Source organism: Lyngbya sp. PCC 8106, assembly GCF_000169095.1.
Lineage (GTDB): Bacteria > Cyanobacteriota > Cyanobacteriia > Cyanobacteriales > Microcoleaceae > Capilliphycus.
Window position 1 is genome coordinate 23,869 of record NZ_AAVU01000028.1, and the last position, 20,151, is coordinate 44,019.

Genomic DNA, 20,151 nt, shown 5'->3' on the forward strand with positions numbered 1-20,151 from the left:
ATCTCGTGTATCTCCGTTTTAGATATCTTTTTTTTGAAATTATTTAAACATGACAGAATCTTCTTTCTCCTCAGACAGTCGGCGTCGTTCCAGAATTGTTGTTTCTACAAATAACCCCAATGAACCTCGCTCACTTATTCAACCCGGAACAGGTTTTGATGGAGTTGTCGCATGGGGAATGAATGGAGAGATTGATTGTACTGGATCATTACTCTATACAGGTCGTCATATTCTCACCGTTGCTCACTGTTTTAACAATATTGATGATACACCCAATCTCAATCCGAATCCTAGCGATTATACCGTATTTTTAGATTTACCCACAGGTCGAATTTCTATCCCCGCCAAACAAATTTTTGTTCATCCCAATTGGCGTTCAGACTATGACAACAACTCCGATATTGCTATTATTGAACTCTCACAAACCGCGCCAATAGAAGCAGATCGTTATCAAATTTATACTCAGTTTAATGAAGTGGGTCAAGTCTTTGAAAAAGTTGGATATGGGACAAGTGGAACGGGATGGACAGGAGAAAATTTTAATGATGTCAATCTAATTAAACGCAAAGGAAAAAATCGCTATGATGCTTTTAGTGATATCTTTAATGATGATCCTCAAAGTAACATTGTACTCGGATCTCAACTCGCTTATGACTTTGATAGTGGTTCGTTTTTCAATGATGCTTTTGGGGTAGAATATGGTATTGTAGACTTAGGATTAGGGTTTGAGGAAGTTGGAATTAGTGGAGGAGATTCAGGCGCACCCGCTTTTATTGATGGAAAAATAGCAGGTTTAAGTTCTTTTGGTCAAAGTCCATTTGATCCAACAGTTGACGTTACCAATGAAAATGATACCAGTTTCGGAGAGTTTTTTAGTGATACCCGAGTCTCGGTTTATTCAACTTGGATAGAAGAAACGATAGCGTTATCAAATAGTGAAGAAGATTTGATTCAAGGAAGTCCGGAAAGTGATCTTTTAAATGGAAATCAGGGAAATGATCAAATCGAGGGTTTCAGTGGAGAAGATACATTATTTGGGGGGCGAGATAATGATACTATTAATGGTGGGAATGATGATGATTTAATTTATGGAAATCGAGGTAATGATTACCTAGAAGGGGGAAGTGGAAATGATAGCTTGTTTGGCGGTCAAGAAGATGATATATTGAATGGAGCAGAGGGTCAAGATACCCTGAGTGGAGATAGAGGACGTGATATTTTAACGGGAGGAAATGGTGATGATTTGTTTATTTTATCCACCCAAAGCGCAGTTAGTGATATAGTTCAAGCCGATATTATTACTGATTTTAGTTTAGGTGATCGCATTGGATTAACAGCAGGATTAACCGTAGAAAGTTTAAGTCTAGAAGCTGTTGACTTAGCCGGAACTTCTAATATTTTAATCCGTAATTCTTTAGAAAATACGGTGTTAGGATTTGTGCAGAATATCACGGAAGATCAACTTTCTGAGAGTTTTATTTCAATTTAATCTGTTTGAATATTATAGAGGAGTAAACTAAGATGGTATAAGATTATAGATCAGATCAGAGAGTGCAAACCTTGCATCCCTGGGGTGTTTAATCATTCTCAGGATCGATCAAATAAGAACACCAATCACTCCAACTTCCCGCATAGAGTTTTCCCTGATGAATTCCCGCCATTTCTAATGACCATAAATTCACACAAGCTGTTACCCCAGAACCGCAATAAACAATAATTTCTTCTGTATTTTTAATCGGAGTCCAACGTTGAGCTTGCTCATCTATTTTAGCATATCCAGCTTGATCAGAAACCTGTTTCCAAGGATAGTTAACAGCACCAGGAATGTGTCCAGCAATCGGATCAATGGGTTCAGTTTTTCCCAAGTACCGATCCGGATCACGAGAATCAATTAAAGCAACTTGAGGCTGATCTTTTCTCGCTTTCACGGTGTCGATATCAACGACTAATTCGGAATTAATTTTTGGGTTAAACTGACCCAATTTAGGAGTGGGTAGAGTATTATTAACGGGATAACCTTGAGTTTTCCAACTGCTCAATCCTCCGTCTAAAATAGCGACCTTTTCGTGTCCCATGTATCGCAATAACCACCACAAACGAGCCGCAAATGCAAAGCGAGAATCATCATATGCAACCACAAAGGTGTTAGAACGAATTCCCATTTCGCTAAAAGTTTGAGCTAATTGGGGGAGATTTGGAAGGGGATGACGACCGCCATGTCGAGCAACAGGACTGGAAAGATCTCGGTTCAGATCAAGATAGTATGCTCCGGGAATATGACTTTCTTGATACTGGCGTTGTCCGAGTTCAGAGTCAGCTAATGAAAAGCGACAGTCAACAACGACAATATTCGGATTATCAAGTTTATTAGCTAACCAAGAAGCAGAAACAACTAAAGCATTATCCGTCATATTTTGATCTCAATTCTGAATAAAATTAAGGTTCTCAGTTCAGAGACTCCTGATCCTACTTTAATGAGAGTCGGAAATGGCTTTTTCAAACTCCATGCGTTGTTTAGCACTGTAGAGGAAATAACCATTCATCATCGCTGAAGCGAGAAGACGACCCAACTGTTGACGATTTGTATTGATATTAACATCAAAGTGGTCAGAGGGTAAACCACCTAAAAGTTGAGCAAGACGATGTTCCATAATTTGAGCAACTTCAGGATCAGGTTGAGAAAGGTGAGAGATAGTTTCTGGGTTCATCGACTGAAGGTATTGTAACAGTTGATTTCCGTCTGATGAAGCGTCTTTGAAAAAATCAGGAACTCGATTCGATACATTTTTATCGTGCATTTTAAATCCTTTTTTGTATTCTGTAAAATTTTAGGCTGACTTGCTTTCTACTCTAGCCACTGATCCTATCCTGTTCTAGTGAGTAAAACCGAACCAAATGGGGGGATGTTTCGACTTTTATCTTTCGTCTTGATTTGATGCTGATGGACGTTGAATAAATTGTTTTAAAATTGTTGCTGGAGAACGATCCCAAGTATCTTCGTGGTGATAGACTAAGGCGTGTTTAGTGAGCTTGTAAGCAGAAGAACCGTTAAAAAATATTTGCGGTTTCCACGGAAGTCGTAGGGTTCCCCGTACTGTCCAGTCAGCCGTAATCAGATCCACTGCGGTTTGTTGAACTCGGTGTAAATCAAAGTAAATTTCACTAAAAAATAAGCGAGCATGAAATCGGAGTGTCCAAAAGATAATTCTGTAGTTAAATTTCCATTTAAACGTATTCACGGGGTCGGTAAAGTAAATATCTGAGGTGTAAATATTATAGGATATATCTTTTTCAAACAAGGTAGGGAGGTCATTTTTTAGGGTTGTGATCACCGTTTCTATTTGAGCTTGGTATTGTTCGGGTGTCAGTTGGGGTGAGGTTGCCGTCATAATTTTTTCTTGCAAAAATCATCCAAAAGTTATCAGTAAAGACAGGGTAGCATTTTACTTAAATTTTGGGAAGACGGGTAAAGATTGAGTGGATAATCCCCCCTTGAAAACTCAAAAAGGAGGGAATTACAAGAATTATTAGTTTTTAATCCATTCTACTAATTGTTACATTTGACTCGTTGCTTTTCGAGATCCTTATTCCGAGGAATTTTGGAGAGATCAACTCCGGGTTTATAAATGGTTTTCGCATCCCAAAGTTTAGCCCCCTCTAAGTTGGCGTCAGTCAGGTTAGTTGTCTCATCAAGAATGGCTCCACTCAGGTCTGTTTTACTCAAATCAGCGCCACTTAAATCGGCTCCACTGAGGTTGGCATCAACAAAGTTTGCGTAGGGAAATTCAGCATTTCCTAACTTGGCTCGGGTGAGATCTGCACAGGTAAAATAGGCTCCTTCAAAATAACTATCACTGAGGTTGGCTTCAGTTAAATCTGCTTGGCGGAGTTGAGCATTAACGCGCCGGGTATTACTGAGATCTGCGCCTCGGAGGTTACATCCTTGACAAGAACTGGCTTGTCCTTTGATAAAAACGTCAGGATCGTTGGTATTAAACTGAGCGAAACTGGGAGCAATTGCAATGAGGGGAATAAGCAACCCCAATATTCCTAGTAGTTTAGACTTCATTTTATGTTCCTCCTATTCCTCGGATCAGTTTGTTCTGATATTTCGAGAGTTTAGCATATTTATTTTGTCGATAGAGAATCCTAAAAAGTTTCTGAACATGAGAATAGTCTTAAGTTTGAGAAGTTAGTTGATCTCCGTAGTCCGCCGGTTTTATCCCCTAATCTAATTATCAATTTTTGTGAAAAAAATGCACGGTATTCTTATACAAATCAAACTCAACTAAAACGATGGATCTATCTGGAGATAGATGTCAATTCATTTCCAAATAGATCCACTAGAAAACAATCACCGCTTTTAATCAGCTTTAATTATCGTAAACCCGAGCTTCGGCAGCATCTGGATTTTCTTCACAAAAAACCTCAAAAGCCGTCTGATCAAGACGTTCTGCTTTTTGGTGTGCTGCTTCTGCTTGTAATTCTTCGACAATATCCCAAGCCGCAGCACATTCTTTGGAAGTTGCGCCTTTTTCTGTGCAGGTGGCGCGAGCGTCTTTAATAGCTTCTTGGATACGTTCTTCGAGGAGAATACTTTTCGGTTTTTCGACAAAATCGCCTTTTTTGAGGATGTCACCAATCGAAATAATCCCCATCAACGTTTCCTGAATAACAGGTGCTAAATGAATGTGAGTCTGAGCAAACAACCGAGCAACGTATTCTACACCCAAATCGGGGTTAACAACGATGCAGGGTTTGGTCATAATTTCATAGACTCGCATCTGTTTGGGATCTTTACCGAAAGCCGCAACTTTGTAGATGATGTCTGTTTCGGTGACAATACCGTAAGCATCCTGTTCGTGACGACGTTCGACTATTAAAGCACGCCGCCCTTTTTCGTTCATTTTCTTAACGGCTTCAGCGACGGTAGCTGAACCGCGAATGGTGACAACATCAGTCGTCATAATATCTTTGGCTTTGAGCATCATGGATCTTTCTCCATTAATTCACTGCAAACTCTAGTTTGCCTTGTTATGGGATCAAAAGAAAGTATTGTTAAATTAATTCTAAACTGTTAAAATTTAAACTTTAAAAGATTTAAGATTTACGACAGTTGGGATAACAATTGGCACAAGATGGTAATCACACAAACTTCATTGAGAATCGAGAAAGGCAACCTAACTCACTTAAGGTCAGAAAAGTCAGTTCGATTGTTCTTTAATCCCCAGTCAATTCTCAACAAAAGTTCAAGAAAATTAATCACACTTGTGAGTTCACAAACCCGAGAATCTGTGGACATCAAATCAGCCTTTTCTGGAGTGATTCACTGGGTTGAATTCAAGTCAATCCGTTGATATTGATAGGATTGATCTTCAGCCCCCCAAATCTGATTTCCCTTTTGATCATATCCGCGATCAAAAGTCTCCATACTTTCAGCATCTAAAGTAATCTGATTCGTGATAGTGACTGCGCCTTTATAATTGGCTGGACATCCTTCCGGTTGAGTTTGACCAATATATTGAGAACCCGCAGGTTGGAGGAAAACACTACAGCGATAATCTCCAATGTCCTCAATTGTAACCAGACGTTCCGACTCCGACTGACTACAAAAATTCACCAAAGCCCTGGGGTTAGCAGGAACAAAAGTCGCCGACTCCACCTGTTGACCATCCGCACTCGGAGAAATCTGTAAAAACCGTTGGCGATAGGGTTTTTTGGGATTACTCGTCATCGCCTGTTCTTGATACAGAAAAATCGCAGGAGATCGTTGGGTAATTTCATCAGCATCAGCAACTTTGACCACACAGGTTGTCATCCGAACACTCGGCGCATCTGGAACCGCCTGGGCTTGGGCGCTGGTTTCCATCACACCTGTGAGATAAGAGACAACCTCCAGGACTTGACGGGGAGTTGAGTTGAAGATCAAGCCACATCCAAATAAACTAGCAGTAGTGATCAACGTGGCGATCGCATAGCCTGTTTTCCGGGGATAACTCACCTGCACCTCCATTGCATAAAATCCAATACAGTTGTTTCTATTATTTGCAACTACTTTAATAAATTTGTCAACATGATCAGGTCAGCCTAATTTTAAGTTAGACCGGAATAGACTTTCAGTTTACCGTTGCAAAATACTATGCCAACTTACACCGGAATTTCAAGTGAAGCGTTTCGCCATCCTCTCGACCGACAAGCAGAAGAAGCCCTCCGCAGCGTTCCGGGGTTTGATCTGATTGCCAGTAAGTTTGTCGAATTTGTCTACGAACGTCCTCAGTACGTTTATCTGATGGGGAATAGTATTCAAGTCGGGCCACGTCAATATGCCAGTATCTATCATATTTTTCGTGAATGTATTCGAGATCTCGATGTCTTGAATGAACCCGTTTTATTCGTAGCACAAAACCCCCAAGTCAATAGCTATTCTCTCGGACAGGAACGCCCCTATATTGTTCTAAATACAGGTTTATTAGATGTTGTTGATCAAGCCCAATTGCGGGCGGTTTTAGCCCATGAACTCGGTCATATCAAATGTGGTCATCCGATTTTAAATCAAATGGCGATTTGGGCGATGGGTGTCGCTTCTACGATTGGAGAAATGACGATGGGACTCGGAAATTTAGTCAGTAGTGGATTGATTTATGCCTTTTATGAATGGCGACGCAAAGCGGAACTTTCGGCTGATCGGGCGGCGTTGTTGGTCACAGATGATTTGAAATGTGTTATGCAGTCAATGATGACGATGGCTGGGGTGAGTGGAAAATACGCTTCTGAATGTTCTCTCGATGAGTTTATTCGCCAGTCTGAACAGTATCACAATCTCGATAGCGATGGCTTGAATCAAGTGTATAAATTTTTGCTGTATAACGGGGGTCAAGGAATGATGCTGACTCATCCTTTCCCGGTGGAACGAATTCAATATTTACGGGAGTGGGCGACTTCTGAAGAATATCGACAAATTCGGTTAGGAAATTATAAACAAAGGGTTTCCGAAGGTGCGGTTGAAGTCGAAGTTGAGGAGTCGAATGATGAAGTCGAGGCGTTACGGCGTCAAGTTGAGGAGTTACAGCGAGAAATCAATCAAGTTAAATCGAGTCAAGGAGAAAGCTAAATGCTAAAGGGTGAGGAGGTAGCCGAAAATCATTCCTGCGTCCTCCTCGCTTTTTAGAATGTTTGACAATCTCCGGAATTGACTAACTCGGAAATGAAGGATAATGTTAAGGTAAAGGATTAAAATCGGGAAAAACTCTAACATGATAGGCACTTTTGATCGGAAAAAAAATAATTCTGGGGGATTTAAACCCAACTGGGGCGATTTTTTGGGTAAAGGCGCAATTGTCTTAGCGATTTTGGCGGGTACTATGTATCTGACTAATCCTTCACGAGAAGAATATTTGAATTATGCTTCGGGTAGATTAGTGACAGAAGCTCAGGAAAAATGGTGTACAAAGTCTAATATACCTGAGTTTTTGAATGGAATTTCCGAATCATTAGTTGATACTTGTCAATCGCTTGTGACGAATAGACGAGAGTGGATTCAGGACAATATTAATACAGGAACTGACCGTCATAATGCAGTATTGTTCAGCATTTATACGACGGATTTTGATTTTGTAGATAAGCGCTATCGAACGATAGCAGTTTTTGGTAATTTTCTGACCTTTTCCTCAGAAGATCTACAACAAACCGAAAAAGTCGAAAACGTCGAAAATGTCGAAAACGTTAATCAAGATTCTGAGTAACTTAGTTCATTTCTGTGGTCTGTGAAATTTTGCTTTTTCTTCACCGTTAGACGGTATTTTTTTGTTTTTTGAGTGGAATTGCTTGTTTTCCTCTCTAGAAAACCCATCAATAGACCCGTTCTCATGGGTAGAGATTATATAAATATTGACTTTAAAAGTCTAGTTTATCTAAAAAAATAAGGATGGATTAACAACAAATTAATCCACCCTAAAAACTTTAATTTAACTGATATTCAACCGAAATAATTAGGTTCAGAACCCGGATGCCATTTAATATTACAGCCTATACTGGGTACTTGATCCGGACTCACAGCTTGATCGGCTAAAACAGCATCCAACGCCGCCCGTAAATCTTTACCTGTAACAGGTTTCTCATTACTCGGACGACTCTCATCGAGTTGACCCCGATAAACTAATTGGCGATCGCCATCAAATACAAAAAAGTCAGGTGTACAAGCGGCTGTGTATATCTTTGCGACGTCCTGAGTTTCATCATAGCAGTAGGGAAAATTAAAGCCTAATTCCTGCGCCATTTCTTTGAGTTGATCTGGTGCATCACCTGGATGAGTTTGGACAGAATTAGAACTAATTGCGACAATACCCACTCCTTTGGGAATATAATCTTTGCCAATTTTTGCGAGTTCATTTTGAACGTGTTTGACAAAGGGACAATGACGACAAATAAACATCACTAACAACGCTTTTTTGTCCGCAAAAGTCTCCAAAGAGATCATTTCCCCTGTGGTGACATCCGGTAGTTGAAAATCCGGTGCAGGGGTTGATAGCGCTAACATGGTAGAAGCCGTTAAAGACATTGTTAAACTTTCCTTAATTACAATCAACAACAAACAGACTTATTGTTATTATCAGGTATCGAGGGGATATCTTTCCAGTCAATAAAATACTGATTCAGTTGGAGGGGTTGCCAAACGGATTGCTAGACTAGAGTTTGCCTTATTTGAGTTGATATCACCATTCATGCACAGGCTGTTAACTGGTTCACTTCGAGTTGAATATCTGACCTTGGCAATTGCCAATCTTCCCGCTTCATTAGACGGAATTCGACTGGTTCAGTTGAGTGATTTGCATTACGATGGGATTAGACTGTCAGATCGTTTATTGGCAGAGGCGATCGCAGAAACCAATCACGCCAAACCTGATTTAATTTTTCTGACCGGGGATTATGTCACCGATGACCCCAAACCCGTTCACCGCTTAGTTTGGCATCTGAAACTGTTGCGAAGTCAAGCTGGAATTTATGCGGTGTTGGGAAACCATGATTACTATTATCCTCACTCTCAAGGGATGATCACAGAAGCATTCACACAAATTGGCATTCAAGTTTTATCCAATCAAGTCGTTTATCCGTTAGGATCTGAGTTAGCAGTTATAGGATTACCGGATATTTATTCAGGTCAATTTAACCCAGAATCAGTGATGAATTTAGTTGACCCAATGACACCACGAATTGTTTTATCTCATAGCCCAGATACCGCCGAATTGCTCAACAAATGGCGAATTGATTTACAATTATCAGGTCATACGCATGGGGGTCAAATTGTGCTTCCGGGAATCGGCCCTTTACGGGGGTGGATGCAAAAGGTTCAGAGTCAACTTCCCAAATCTCTAAGATTTTTAGTGCCGTTAAAATCAAACTGCAAGAAGATGTTTAAACATTGGGAATGGGCTTCTGGATTGCATTCTGTGGGATCAAATTCTTTATATGTCAATCGAGGTTTAGGAACTTACCCGCCAGGACGATTTAATTGTCCGCCCGAAGTCACGGTTATTACTTTAAAATGTAAGTAAACTTGGGGTCAATGAAATTGGGAAAACTGCTACTGGGCAAGGAGAGTTAAATGGGATAATGTAAGAGTTGGTGTGTTAGTTGGTTATATTAGATCTATTTTTGAAACACAACGCCAAAATTATTCCTTCTATTTTACTCTTCAAAAGACTACAGTACCACTCGACAATTACTTAAACCAATGGAAGAACTACTTACTCTTAAAGAACTCTTACATCAAGGCAATATAACAGAAGCTCTGTTAATTGTAGAAGAATTAGAAGAAATGAGCAAATCAGATAAACTGAATAAAATATTTAGTTATGGTATTATTTTACTCCTACACCTGATTAAGCAATCTGCTGAAAGCCGCACCACTAGGTCTTGGAATCTTTCTATTCGCAATTCTATCAAGCAAATTCAACGCACTAATTGCCAGAAAACAAAGGGAACCTATATGACTGAAGAAGAATTAGCAGCAACCCTAGAAGATGCTTATGATTTAGCATTGGAAAAAGCCGCGATAGAAGCTTTTGAAGGAAAATATGAAGCTGAAGAATTAAGTCAATTCGTCCAACGAGAGGAGATTATAAAAAAGGCAATGAATTTAATCTGGGAACGAGAAATATAGGACTTGCAGGATTGATTGCGAGTCTTTATTCCCGGCTATGTGGTAAGATTAGAATTAGAATTTATAATTGGCAAGATATTTTTAGAGAATATTGGCGATCGTGCATTGTTCTAGTTTCCCAAAAATTGCGAGTTAAATTAGGTCAATTATAGCGATGAAAAGAACAGATGAAGTTTGGAAAACAGCCCAACTCGCCCAAACCTTTTTAGAAGGGGTTCGGGGTGCCATTCCTCTGGCGAGTGAACAGTTAGAGATGATGTTGCGAATTATTCAAAGGGCGAAGTCTCAAGTGAATACAGTCTTAGATTTAGGCTGTGGTGATGGGATACTCGGACGAACAATATTAACTCAGTATCCTCATGCAAAAGTTGTGTTTTTAGACTTTTCAGAAGCGATGATTTCGGCTGTTAAAAATAAATTTCAAAACTCAGACTATCAGGTTAATTTTGTATTAGGAGATTTTGCTCAAACAAGTTGGGTGAATTGGGTTCAGGATTTCGGGAAATTTGATGTCATTGTTTCGGGTTTTGCTATTCATCATCAACCGGATGATCGCAAACAGGAAATTTATCAAGAGATTTATAATGTATTAAATCCGGTCGGTCTTTTTCTGAATTTAGAACACGTTCAATCTACTTCTAATTTCGGTGAATCTGTCTTTAATGAGATGTTTATTGACTCACTTTCTAGTTATCATCATCAACGGGGAAATCATCAATCGAGAGAAGAAATTGCTCAACAGTATTATAACAGACCTGATAAAGAAGCAAATATCCTAGCACCTGTTGAACTGCAATGTCAGTGGTTACGAGAGATAGGCTTTCTTGATGTTGATTGCTTTATGAAAGTGTTAGAATTGGCATTGTTTGGGGGTATAAAACCTCAAAACTGAGTCACTTCGTCTCAAGTTTTTCTAGTCTCCAAATCGATATCCTTTTCGGTAAACAGTATGAATCAGTTGTCGTTCTTTGGGATCTTCAATTTTGCGCCGGAGAAGTCGAATTTGAGCCGCTAACACGTTACTACTGGGTTGATCTGAATCTGCCCATAAATGTTGATAAATTTGTTGATGAGTGAGTAACTGACCGGAATGACGCATAAAATATTCCAACAGTTGACATTCTTTTTCCGACAATTCAATAATACGTCCGTTTCGATAAGCCAGTTGATTTTCAATATCTAATTCTAGATTAAAAATTTGCAGTCGAGAATTCGCTGCTGGAGATTCTAACGTGGGTGGACGCCGTAATAAAGCCCGTACCCGTGCTAATAATTCTCGCAGTTCAAAGGGTTTAACTAAATAATCATCAGCCCCGGCATCAAGTCCTTCTACACGGTCATTTAAAGTGTCTTTTGCTGTTAGAAATAAAATGGGGATTTGATTGTTTTTTAAGCGCAATTGTTGACACATTTCAACTCCCGATTGATGCGGCAACATCCAATCCAAAATCAATAAATCATAGTGATGTTGAGTGGCTAAATTGTACCCGGTTGCCCCCTCATCGGCTACATCAACCGCATACCCTTCTCGGGTTAAAGCCCGACTCAAGGGTAGGGTGAGTTCAACTTCATCATCAACGAGAAGAATACGCATATTTCTGATTAGTAATTCGTTGCTGACTCCAACTCAAAATTAATGCTGTGACTGGGGAAATCGATCTAAATATTCTAACTCGACTGCTGCTGCATCTATCCATGTATTAATCGCAGGTAAAGACCAGATAGCATCCATATAAGCTTGTTCAACTGAACCTAACTTGACACCATAGGTAATAAATCGAGAAACAACTGGAGCAAACATCGCATCGGCAATACTAAATTCCCCAAAAAGTAGATCACCATTTTCCCCATATTTTTGACGACATTCTCGCCAAATTGTAGAGACGCGATCAATATCTGCTTGCACATCTGGCTTCATTCCCTCACCGGGGAAACGACCCCGACAATCCATCGGCATTTGAGAGCGTAAATTGAAAAAGTTAGCGTGCATTTCGTGACTGACTGAACGTGCAATTGCTTTTGCTTTTCGATCTTTTGGCCACAAATCAGGAGCGAAATTATCTGCAATATATTCACAAATTGCCAGAGATTCCCAAATGGTTAAATCATCATCAAGTAAGACTGGAACTTGTCCGGATGGAGAATATTGACGAACCTGTTGATAAAAGGTGGGTGTACTGAGGGGAATGCGAATTTCCGCAAATTCTAGTCCAGCTTGTTTCATCGTCAGCCAAGCCCGCAACGACCAAGAAGAATAATTTTTGTTGCCGATAACCAGAGTAAGTTTGCTCATAATCTGGTAAATATTATGTATGTGGTTGTAAATTGTTATCCGTCATTTTTGATGTAACCTTAAATTACTAACAACACAGATATTCAGTTTTGATATCTCTATCTCTGAAGTCTGGAAAAACAGCCATTGATAACCTTTCGATGATCCCTAAACGAATATGATTACCGTAGCACTTCCCAAAGGCGCCCTGTTAGAAGATAGCATTCAACTGTTACAAGAAGTTGGATTAGATTTTAGCGCATTTCTTGATTCTAGTAACCGACAATTACAAATTGATGACCCTACACACACTGCTAAAGGTTTACTGGTCAGGGCGCAGGATGTTCCCGTCTATGTCGAATATGGTCAAGCTCAGTTGGGAATTGTCGGCTATGATGTTTTGCGGGAGAAAAAACCGCAAGTGGCTTGTTTAGTTGACCTCAAATTTGGAAAGTGTCGGATGTCAGTTGCTGTCAAACAATCGAGTCCTTTTCGCAGTCCAGTTGAGTTACCGCTTCATAGTCGAGTTGCTTCTAAGTTTGTTCATTGTGCGAGTGAATATTTTGAGAGTTTAGATCTTCCTGTAGAGATTATACCGCTTTCTGGTTCAGTCGAACTTGGGCCGATTACGGGAATGTCGGAAGCCATTGTTGATTTAGTTTCTACAGGTCGCACGTTAAAACAAAATGGTTTAATTGAAATCGAGGTTTTGTTTGAAAGTACCGCTCAGTTAATTGTTCATCCGTTGAGTTATCGTGTGAATACAGGGGAATTGAAAACGGTTGTTGAAAAAGTGCGATCGCACATCTTAGCACCTGTGTAAAAGTATAACAGAAATGTTGTAAAAATGACTGTTCAAGGCGACCATCGTGAAAATGAATTAATTCATCTTTTTGAGTTAAGAAAACCTCTAAATCCAACTCTAAGCGGTGTTGATGCGGTTTTAGATTGGAATCACCAACAAATTCCTTAGCTTCAGTTACAACCGTTCGAGATTTTAGTCCCGAACATATTCGCGCATTGGGAAGATAAACAGTGGTTATTTGGTTTTTATAGCTCAGATGGTCGTCAATTACAATATTGTTTGTATGCTTCTTCAGTTAAATTCCAACCTTGATGAAAAGATGACACTGCTTTTAAAGTTAACCGATAAAATAATCAAAAAAATAATCTTAAAATCGTTGTCTAATCGCTTACTATCTTATCATCAATTCCCCCTAAAAATCAACCTCAAATCTATAACTTTAACTAACGTCTGTCCATTTATAGAGAAATCTTCAGCTAAAAGTGCTACATTAAGAACGTTTAACCTGTTCGACTATTAGCAAAGATCAGATATTTTTTGAATGACTAGCCTATTTCCACAAAGCAAAACGCGCAAAAATCAATCCGGTCAGGAGACAGACTGGCGACTCATAGCCCGTCTAGGAGGATACGCCAAACGCAGTAAAGGAATCCTCGCCCTTTCTATGATACTGTTAGTTCCCCTGTCTATCTCGGGCGCGATTCAACCGCTTCTCATCGGACAGACAATTTCACTGATTCGAGGTGAACCGACTTACGAATTTCTCGATTCAATGTCGCAGTCTGAGGGATTAAATTTTCTGGCTTGGTTGTTATTAATCACGATTCTTCTACGCTTTATTTTACAAGCTGTACAAGGGTTTTTAGTACAGAAAGTTGGGCAAAAAATAACGGCTGATATTCGCAATGATTTATTCCGTCATGTCACCTCATTAGCTGTGCGATTTTTTGACCGTACACCTGTTGGAAAATTAATCACTCGTCTCACCAGTGATATTGATGCGTTAGGGGATGTTTTCTCCACCGGTGCCATTGGGATTATTAGTGATTTATTTTCGATTGGGGTAATCGCAGTTACGATGTTTACCCTGCAATGGAAACTGGCTTTAATCCTGGTTTTATCTATTTTTCCAGTAACAGCCGTCATTATTTACTTTCAACAACAATATCGAGTTGCGAACTACAAAGCCCGAGAAGAACTCTCTAATTTAAACTCAAAATTACAAGAAAACCTCACCGGAATTAACGTCGTTCAGCTTTTCCGTCGGGAACCTTTTAATGCTGATTTGTTTCGTTCCAACAACAATCGCTATATCAAAGCCGTTGATAAAACCATCTTTTATGACTCAGCCGTATCTGCAACATTAGAATGGATTGCCCTCGTTGCAATTGGTGCTGTTTTGTGGTTTGGTGGACAGCAAGTTGTAGGAGGAACTCTCAGCTTTGGTGCGCTTTCTTCTTTTATTCTTTTTGCCCAACGTTTGTTTGACCCGTTGCGGCAATTTGCCGACAAATTTACGGCTATTCAAGCCGGGTTAACTGCGATTGAACGGATTAATAATCTTCTGAGTGAATCTGTAGAAATTCGTGATCCTGAAGAACATAATCGTCAATATTTTAGCACCCAAAAAACTCAAGTTACAGGTAAAATTGAATTTGAAAATGTCAATTTTGCCTACAAAAAAGACGAATACGTTTTAAAAAATCTAAATTTTACCATTCATCCAGGAGAAAAAGTCGCCTTAGTCGGGCCAACTGGTGCGGGAAAAAGTTCAGTTATTCGTTTATTGTGTCGCTTGTATGAACCCAATCAAGGACGAATTTTAGTGGATGGAATCGATATTCGAGATTTACCTCAAGCCGAACTTCGCCGTCATATTGGAGTGATTTTACAAGATGGTTTTATCTTTGCTGGAGATGTCAAAAGTAATATTTCTTTGGGTGAAACTTACAGCATGGATGAAATTATAATCGCGGCAGAGAAAACTAATATTGCTTCTTTTATTAAGAAGTTACCCCAAGGGTATGATACAGAACTTCGAGAGCGAGGAACCAATCTTTCTAGTGGTCAAAAACAGTTACTCGCCTTTGCTAGAGTCGCCATTCGTAACCCGAAAATATTGGTTCTTGATGAAGCCACAGCTAATTTAGATGTGATGACAGAAGCGTTTATTCAAGAAGCCTTAGAACGACTTTTAGAAAACCGCACCGCTATTATTATCGCTCATCGTCTTTCAACGATTAAAAATGTAGACAAAATTTTGGTGTTAAAACAGGGTGAAATTATCGAGTTTGGCAGTCACGAAGAATTAATTGCACGTCCGGGGGTTTATGCTCGTTTGTACCAGTTACAAATGTTAGGAAGTTAAAACTAGACTTGCTATAATTTCCCCAATCCATGATAATAGTACAGTTGAATTAAAAGATCTATGAAAGGACTTTGGCTCGAAAATCAGCAACTTCAATTTAGAGAAAATCTTCCCGTTCCTGAACCCCCAAAAGATGAGGTGAGAGTGCGGGTTTTAAGAGCAGGAATTTGCAATACAGACTTAGAATTAATTCGCGGCTATTACCCATACAAAGGAATTTTGGGTCACGAATTTGTGGGAATAATTGAACAGGGGCCAGAAGAATTAATCAATCAACGAGTCGTGGGTGAAATTAATGCCAGTTGTGGAGAATGTTGGTTTTGTCGCACGGGACAACCAACCCACTGTGAAAACCGCACCGTTTTAGGAATTGTGAACCGCAATGGTGCCTTTGCTGATTATCTCACCTTGCCGTTAAAAAACCTACATTTAGTCCCTGAAAATGTTACTACAGACGCGGCAACTTTTACTGAACCTGTCGCAGCAGCGTTGGAAATTCAGCAACAAATTTCGATTCAACCCAATCAAAAAGTTTTAGTGGTTGGAGATGGTAAACTCGGTCAATTAATTGCTCAAACGTTAGCATTAACAGGTTGCGATTTATTGGCTGTTGGTCGTCATCGGGAGAAGTTAGAAAACTTAGAAAAACAAGGAATAAAAACAGGTTTTTCAGACGCAGTAAAGCCAAAACATTTTGATATTGCGGTTGAATGTACGGGAAACCCAAGCGGCTTTGAACTCGCCCATCAAGCTTTACGTCCTCGAGGAACTTTAGTGTTAAAAAGTACCTACGCTGGAAAGTTAACTTTTGATGCGTCAGCGTTAGTTGTCGATGAAATTACCTTGATGGGTTCCCGTTGTGGCCCCTTTGCTCCAGCGTTAGAATTATTAGCTGAAAATAAAATTGATGTCGAGTCACTAATTCAAGCGCGTTATCCGCTTAGTGAAGGTGTAGAAGCGTTCAATCATGCTCAACAAAAAGGTGTAATGAAGGTATTATTAGAGATGAGTTAATCTTGTATTTCACTTTCAATCGAACTTTGAATGGGTAAAGTGATCATAAATTCTGTTCCTTCATGTTCTGAAGAATGAACTTGAATTTTGCCTTGATGTTTTTCAATGATTTTGTAAGAGATAGCTAAACCCAATCCGGTTCCTTTTCCAACAGGCTTGGTTGTAAAAAAGGGATCGAACAGTTTCCCTAAAATCTCGGCTGGAATTCCGCCCCCATTATCAGAAATTCTAATAATGACTTCCTCATCTTGACTTTCGGTGAGAATCATTATTTTTTTGTCAAGTTGATTTTCTTGCTCTAATAGTGCATCAATTGCATTGCTGAGAATATTCATAAAGACTTGATTAATTTGAGCCGGATGACAAGCAACTTCCGGAATTTGACCATAGTTTTTAACGATATCAATTTGAGAATTTAAACGATGATTTAAGAGTAATAATGTACTTTCTAATCCTTCATGTAAGTCACAAGCTTTAACCTGAGCTTCATCCAAACGAGAGAAATTTCGCAAAGAGAGAACAATTTCACAAATTCGATCTGTTCCCATTCGCATCGATTGTAATATTTTAGGAAAATCTTCACGAATAAAGTCTAGGTCGCTTTCTTCAATTAAAGTTGTAACTTCCGGTGAAACTTGTGAACGATGTTCTCGAAAAAGTGTAACCACATTGAGAAGTTCTTCTGCATAAGATTCAATGTGGATCAGATTACCATGAATAAAGCCGATTGGATTATTAATTTCATGGGCAATTCCGGCAACCATTTGACCTAAACTTGACATTTTTTCCGTTTGAATCAGTTGAGTTTGAGTCTCATTTAATTCGCGTGTATAGTGTTCAATCCATTCAATTAATTGATTAAAAGAAATGGCTAATATACCCACCTCATCTGTACTGGTTACAGGAACTCGTAAATCAAAATCTTCTGTACCTGTTACTGTTTGTGCAACTTCAGTAACTTTTTGAATCGGACGAGCAATTGTTCGACCTGTATAAAAAGCTAAAATTGTCGCAATTATAACTGAAAGCAATAAACTGGCTAAAATCACAAAAGTTCTAAATTGATCTGCTTTCACTAAGGCTTGTTCGGCTTGTTCAATTTGTTGCTCTGAAGATTCAATTAAAGTTTTAAGTTCATCAGAATAACGACTAAATTTAACCGCAGGAGGACTATTTAAAAAACGATTAATTTGTCGTTCTGTTCGGGAAAAATCTGCTGTTTCCCACTGGTCTTTAGCCAATAAATTCAGAATCATTCGCTGACGTTGAGCATAATCATCGACTACCTGTTCATACACTTCTAGAAAAGGCTGCATTGGAGTCATTTGGTCTGAAAGTGTTGTAGCTTGGAGTTGAGTGAGTAAGGTTTTTGTTTGTTCAATTCGACGATCAAAATCAGTTTCTGCTTGACGAAATAAAGGTTCATTTCCTAAGACTGGAATAAATTCTTGTTCAGGTCTAAACTCAATAGCTAAAAGTTGTAATTTGCCTAAAAGTGAACCTTGAGTTCGAGCAATTTTTAGTTGTTCTTTTGCAGTTTGATGATAGTGATTGCCTAACCCCAAGCCTATTAATACCCCTAACACTGCAATTCCTAGAGAAATACCGTATCCCCAATAAATTTTGTGAACAATGCTAGTTTTCTTTAATTGACAAAAAAAAGGTTGACGATGACTGGTGTTAGATTTTGTGAGATTATCCATAGAGTTTAACGAATTTTTGAGAAGGTAATAACATAAATTGACTGAAACTTTAAAAAAGATTCAACTTTATTCAAAATAGTTCAACCTCTCAACTGTTCAATTGTGGTATAATTATCAAGATGAAGTAACAGATAACTACGATGATAAGATGACAGCATTGATGCCAAGCAGAAAGAGGGTTTGCATTTTGGCTGAAACACTGTCTCTTTATTTAATTCTCTATTATAATCTCTATTTGCCCCAAACTTGATCTGTGTCGTCTTCTCCTGGACAACTCATTTTAACTTTTGTTGTTTATTTATGCTTGTTCATAATTCTGATCATTCTTACAGTTTAGACTCAAAAGAAATCCCTCTAACCCCGAATCAGGATGAACAACTTTACCTTTGGATATCATGCCAAGTTTTTGAGCGAGATGAAAACTAGCTGTATTTTGAGGTGCCGAATAAGCTCGAATTTCTGAAATCCATTCATTCGCTTTGAGTCGATCTAATAACGCTTTTGTCGCTTCGTAAGCGTAGCCTTGTCTGCGATACTGAGAATTAATGCTATAATAAACTTCTACACAATTTCCCTGATCCGGTGCAAACCCACAAGAACCCACATATTCATTGGAATGATTGAGCGCGATCGCATAAGCATGAATGATCTGATCAGATTCATAGCTAGAACACACAAAATCAAAAAGTTCAGTAGCACCTTCTAGGGTTTTTTGGGAATCTTCAAATGCTAAATATTCAGTAGACTTTGGATCAAGCATAAACGCTAAGTAACCCGCTAAATCCTGAGAAATAAACGGTCTAATCACTAAACGATAAGTTTGAATCGGTAATTGTATAGAAAGATTTTGAAATTGCATTGTCATTTAAAAAGGAGTTTATAAAAATAATTTTTAAGATTGTCAAGAATTTTTTTAGAGAGAGCAGAACAACCAAATCTGACCGGACATTAATATTTAATTCAAAAAATATTTAAAATGATGATTTTATAATTAATTAAATCGTGAGTGAGATTGAGAAAAAAAGGTGAGGAGCTGATCAAAACTAGAAAAAATCTCTAAAAACGTTGCCAGAAATGATTCGGCTTAAGTTGAGATTTTAGTTCAAGAATACTGAACCCGTTCCTGTAATATTTAAAGATCGGGTGTCGAGAAAGAAATTACCCGTCGGTTGAAAACGAACCTCTAACACGCCCTGTTCCACGGCTTTCGGAACAACCAGCAACAATCCACCATCCTGACGTCGATAAGTCAAGTTTAACGGAATCGGTAATCCTTGTAATTCCACCTGAGAACTTCCCTCTAAAGTTCGTTCTCCCGTTCCCTCGATCACTTGATAAGTAATCGTTGTATCTGTGGTATTAACAAGCTTAACAGTCACCGACTGACGACCATTCAAGGACATCATCGCACTGGGTTCAGGAAAGCGAGGGGGAGGTTCAGAACTTTGGGGTTCTTCTTCCTGTTCATCTCGCAGGGGTTGAGCCGGAGTGGATGTTGGTGCCGCAGGAGTCGCTTCTTCGGCTTCCATTTCTTCCTCCTCCTCCTCCGGTTCAACTACCGCAGGTTTTCCTTGTGGTCGGGGTGGCCCTCCGGCTTGAGCGATCGCCGTGAACCCGATCAAAAGACTGCAACACAACAAACCCCAAAATCGGACGGAACTTTGAGACAATAAATTGAATCGAATCATCTAGATCTACTCTCCTTGTCGTTGAAATCAACCAATATTAGATGAGATGTGATCTAGTGTACTGGACACTGCTTCAACCGAGAGGAACGAATTCATTTTTTTAGTTGTTTCTACTAAGCCTCCTGAGAAGCTATCCTGGGAA

The 20,151-nt window shown here is 39.2% G+C and carries 22 protein-coding genes; 10 read left to right on the forward strand and 12 right to left on the reverse strand.

From position 1 onward, the window contains the following. The first annotated feature begins 49 nt into the window (after positions 1–49). Entirely contained in the window at positions 50–1,489 is a 1,440-nt protein-coding gene (locus L8106_RS29775) for a trypsin-like serine protease (RefSeq protein ID WP_009785845.1), read from the forward strand. An 88-nt stretch (positions 1,490–1,577) separates the two neighbouring features. Here L8106_RS29775 and L8106_RS18110 read toward each other — a convergent pair whose 3' ends face one another. The 6 genes from L8106_RS18110 to L8106_RS18135 form a co-directional block, all read right to left on the reverse strand. Then, complete coding sequence (locus L8106_RS18110; RefSeq protein ID WP_009785846.1) at positions 1,578–2,411, reverse strand: sulfurtransferase; 834 nt, start codon at positions 2,409–2,411, stop codon at positions 1,578–1,580. 60 nt (positions 2,412–2,471) lie between these two features. Next, complete coding sequence (locus tag L8106_RS18115; protein WP_009785847.1) at positions 2,472–2,798, reverse strand: DUF760 domain-containing protein; 327 nt, start codon at positions 2,796–2,798, stop codon at positions 2,472–2,474. Positions 2,799–2,915: 117 nt separating this feature from the next. Next, positions 2,916–3,389 (reverse strand): DUF2358 domain-containing protein, encoded by a 474-nt coding sequence (locus tag L8106_RS18120; RefSeq protein WP_009785848.1) that lies wholly within the window; start codon positions 3,387–3,389, stop codon positions 2,916–2,918. A 158-nt stretch (positions 3,390–3,547) separates the two neighbouring features. Then, on the reverse strand, positions 3,548–4,069 hold the full coding sequence (locus L8106_RS18125; protein ID WP_009785849.1) for a pentapeptide repeat-containing protein: 522 nt from the start codon (positions 4,067–4,069) through the stop codon (positions 3,548–3,550). 304 nt (positions 4,070–4,373) lie between these two features. After that, positions 4,374–4,991, reverse strand: coding sequence for a CP12 domain-containing protein (locus L8106_RS18130; RefSeq protein ID WP_009785850.1), 618 nt, complete (start codon positions 4,989–4,991; stop codon positions 4,374–4,376). A 335-nt stretch (positions 4,992–5,326) separates the two neighbouring features. After that, positions 5,327–6,013, reverse strand: coding sequence for a chromophore lyase CpcT/CpeT (locus L8106_RS18135; protein WP_009785851.1), 687 nt, complete (start codon positions 6,011–6,013; stop codon positions 5,327–5,329). 126 nt (positions 6,014–6,139) lie between these two features. On the opposite strand from L8106_RS18135, the gene L8106_RS18140 reads away from it, so the two are divergent. Together L8106_RS18140 and L8106_RS18145 are read left to right on the forward strand one after the other, a co-directional pair. Beyond that, positions 6,140–7,111 (forward strand): M48 family metallopeptidase, encoded by a 972-nt coding sequence (locus L8106_RS18140; protein ID WP_009785852.1) that lies wholly within the window; start codon positions 6,140–6,142, stop codon positions 7,109–7,111. Between the two features lie 142 nt (positions 7,112–7,253). Then, entirely contained in the window at positions 7,254–7,742 is a 489-nt protein-coding gene (locus L8106_RS18145) for a DUF4359 domain-containing protein (protein ID WP_009785853.1), read from the forward strand. 233 nt (positions 7,743–7,975) lie between these two features. On the opposite strand, the gene L8106_RS18150 is transcribed toward L8106_RS18145, so the two are convergent. After that, a complete protein-coding gene (locus L8106_RS18150) occupies positions 7,976–8,557 on the reverse strand; it encodes a thioredoxin family protein (RefSeq protein WP_009785854.1) in 582 nt (193 codons plus the stop codon). Between the two features lie 163 nt (positions 8,558–8,720). Between L8106_RS18150 and L8106_RS18155 the strand changes: the two genes are divergently transcribed. The 3 genes from L8106_RS18155 to L8106_RS18165 all read left to right on the forward strand — a co-directional run bounded on the left by L8106_RS18155 (position 8,721) and on the right by L8106_RS18165 (position 11,051). Beyond that, complete coding sequence (locus L8106_RS18155) at positions 8,721–9,551, forward strand: metallophosphoesterase (RefSeq protein WP_009785855.1); 831 nt, start codon at positions 8,721–8,723, stop codon at positions 9,549–9,551. Between the two features lie 179 nt (positions 9,552–9,730). Then, positions 9,731–10,159 carry a DUF29 family protein gene (locus L8106_RS18160; protein ID WP_009785856.1) on the forward strand — a complete coding sequence of 143 codons (429 nt, stop codon included), beginning with the start codon at positions 9,731–9,733 and terminating at the stop codon, positions 10,157–10,159. A 154-nt stretch (positions 10,160–10,313) separates the two neighbouring features. Continuing rightward, positions 10,314–11,051 (forward strand): class I SAM-dependent methyltransferase, encoded by a 738-nt coding sequence (locus L8106_RS18165; RefSeq protein ID WP_009785857.1) that lies wholly within the window; start codon positions 10,314–10,316, stop codon positions 11,049–11,051. A 21-nt stretch (positions 11,052–11,072) separates the two neighbouring features. On the opposite strand, the gene rppA is transcribed toward L8106_RS18165, so the two are convergent. Further along, positions 11,073–11,753 (reverse strand): two-component system response regulator RppA, encoded by a 681-nt coding sequence (gene rppA, locus L8106_RS18170; RefSeq protein WP_009785858.1) that lies wholly within the window; start codon positions 11,751–11,753, stop codon positions 11,073–11,075. 39 nt (positions 11,754–11,792) lie between these two features. Further along, positions 11,793–12,452 (reverse strand): glutathione S-transferase family protein, encoded by a 660-nt coding sequence (locus L8106_RS18175; protein WP_009785859.1) that lies wholly within the window; start codon positions 12,450–12,452, stop codon positions 11,793–11,795. Between the two features lie 157 nt (positions 12,453–12,609). Between L8106_RS18175 and hisG the strand changes: the two genes are divergently transcribed. The 4 genes from hisG to L8106_RS18195 all read left to right on the forward strand — a co-directional run bounded on the left by hisG (position 12,610) and on the right by L8106_RS18195 (position 16,618). Beyond that, complete coding sequence (hisG, locus tag L8106_RS18180) at positions 12,610–13,254, forward strand: ATP phosphoribosyltransferase (protein ID WP_009785860.1); 645 nt, start codon at positions 12,610–12,612, stop codon at positions 13,252–13,254. A 24-nt stretch (positions 13,255–13,278) separates the two neighbouring features. Further along, entirely contained in the window at positions 13,279–13,404 is a 126-nt protein-coding gene (locus L8106_RS34270) for a hypothetical protein (protein WP_009785861.1), read from the forward strand. A 373-nt stretch (positions 13,405–13,777) separates the two neighbouring features. After that, on the forward strand, positions 13,778–15,604 hold the full coding sequence (locus tag L8106_RS18190) for an ABC transporter ATP-binding protein (protein ID WP_009785862.1): 1,827 nt from the start codon (positions 13,778–13,780) through the stop codon (positions 15,602–15,604). 60 nt (positions 15,605–15,664) lie between these two features. After that, on the forward strand, positions 15,665–16,618 hold the full coding sequence (locus L8106_RS18195) for an alcohol dehydrogenase catalytic domain-containing protein (protein WP_009785863.1): 954 nt from the start codon (positions 15,665–15,667) through the stop codon (positions 16,616–16,618). On the opposite strand, the gene L8106_RS18200 is transcribed toward L8106_RS18195, so the two are convergent. From L8106_RS18200 to L8106_RS18210, 3 genes are all read right to left on the reverse strand, one after another. Then, positions 16,615–18,321, reverse strand: coding sequence for an ATP-binding protein (locus tag L8106_RS18200; RefSeq protein ID WP_009785864.1), 1,707 nt, complete (start codon positions 18,319–18,321; stop codon positions 16,615–16,617). The genes L8106_RS18195 and L8106_RS18200 overlap by 4 nt on opposite strands. A 298-nt stretch (positions 18,322–18,619) precedes the next feature. Then, a complete protein-coding gene (locus L8106_RS18205) occupies positions 18,620–19,180 on the reverse strand; it encodes a GNAT family N-acetyltransferase (RefSeq protein ID WP_156803740.1) in 561 nt (186 codons plus the stop codon). 238 nt (positions 19,181–19,418) lie between these two features. Further along, on the reverse strand, positions 19,419–20,009 hold the full coding sequence (locus L8106_RS18210; RefSeq protein WP_009785866.1) for a hypothetical protein: 591 nt from the start codon (positions 20,007–20,009) through the stop codon (positions 19,419–19,421). Between the last annotated feature and the right edge of the window lie 142 nt (positions 20,010–20,151).

Bases quoted from the DNA above. Each gene is read 5' to 3' on its own strand.
- L8106_RS29775 (WP_009785845.1), top strand. From the start codon at position 50: ATGACAGAATCTTCTTTCTCCTCAGACAGTCGGCGTCGTTCCAGAATT.
- L8106_RS18110 (WP_009785846.1), bottom strand. From the start codon at position 2,411: ATGACGGATAATGCTTTAGTTGTTTCTGCTTCTTGGTTAGCTAATAAA.
- L8106_RS18115 (WP_009785847.1), bottom strand. From the start codon at position 2,798: ATGCACGATAAAAATGTATCGAATCGAGTTCCTGATTTTTTCAAAGAC.
- L8106_RS18120 (WP_009785848.1), bottom strand. From the start codon at position 3,389: ATGACGGCAACCTCACCCCAACTGACACCCGAACAATACCAAGCTCAA.
- L8106_RS18125 (WP_009785849.1), bottom strand. From the start codon at position 4,069: ATGAAGTCTAAACTACTAGGAATATTGGGGTTGCTTATTCCCCTCATT.
- L8106_RS18130 (WP_009785850.1), bottom strand. From the start codon at position 4,991: ATGATGCTCAAAGCCAAAGATATTATGACGACTGATGTTGTCACCATT.
- L8106_RS18135 (WP_009785851.1), bottom strand. From the start codon at position 6,013: ATGGAGGTGCAGGTGAGTTATCCCCGGAAAACAGGCTATGCGATCGCC.
- L8106_RS18140 (WP_009785852.1), top strand. From the start codon at position 6,140: ATGCCAACTTACACCGGAATTTCAAGTGAAGCGTTTCGCCATCCTCTC.
- L8106_RS18145 (WP_009785853.1), top strand. From the start codon at position 7,254: ATGATAGGCACTTTTGATCGGAAAAAAAATAATTCTGGGGGATTTAAA.
- L8106_RS18150 (WP_009785854.1), bottom strand. From the start codon at position 8,557: ATGTCTTTAACGGCTTCTACCATGTTAGCGCTATCAACCCCTGCACCG.
- L8106_RS18155 (WP_009785855.1), top strand. From the start codon at position 8,721: ATGCACAGGCTGTTAACTGGTTCACTTCGAGTTGAATATCTGACCTTG.
- L8106_RS18160 (WP_009785856.1), top strand. From the start codon at position 9,731: ATGGAAGAACTACTTACTCTTAAAGAACTCTTACATCAAGGCAATATA.
- L8106_RS18165 (WP_009785857.1), top strand. From the start codon at position 10,314: ATGAAAAGAACAGATGAAGTTTGGAAAACAGCCCAACTCGCCCAAACC.
- rppA (WP_009785858.1), bottom strand. From the start codon at position 11,753: ATGCGTATTCTTCTCGTTGATGATGAAGTTGAACTCACCCTACCCTTG.
- L8106_RS18175 (WP_009785859.1), bottom strand. From the start codon at position 12,452: ATGAGCAAACTTACTCTGGTTATCGGCAACAAAAATTATTCTTCTTGG.
- hisG (WP_009785860.1), top strand. From the start codon at position 12,610: ATGATTACCGTAGCACTTCCCAAAGGCGCCCTGTTAGAAGATAGCATT.
- L8106_RS34270 (WP_009785861.1), top strand. From the start codon at position 13,279: ATGACTGTTCAAGGCGACCATCGTGAAAATGAATTAATTCATCTTTTT.
- L8106_RS18190 (WP_009785862.1), top strand. From the start codon at position 13,778: ATGACTAGCCTATTTCCACAAAGCAAAACGCGCAAAAATCAATCCGGT.
- L8106_RS18195 (WP_009785863.1), top strand. From the start codon at position 15,665: ATGAAAGGACTTTGGCTCGAAAATCAGCAACTTCAATTTAGAGAAAAT.
- L8106_RS18200 (WP_009785864.1), bottom strand. From the start codon at position 18,321: ATGGATAATCTCACAAAATCTAACACCAGTCATCGTCAACCTTTTTTT.
- L8106_RS18205 (WP_156803740.1), bottom strand. From the start codon at position 19,180: ATGCAATTTCAAAATCTTTCTATACAATTACCGATTCAAACTTATCGT.
- L8106_RS18210 (WP_009785866.1), bottom strand. From the start codon at position 20,009: ATGATTCGATTCAATTTATTGTCTCAAAGTTCCGTCCGATTTTGGGGT.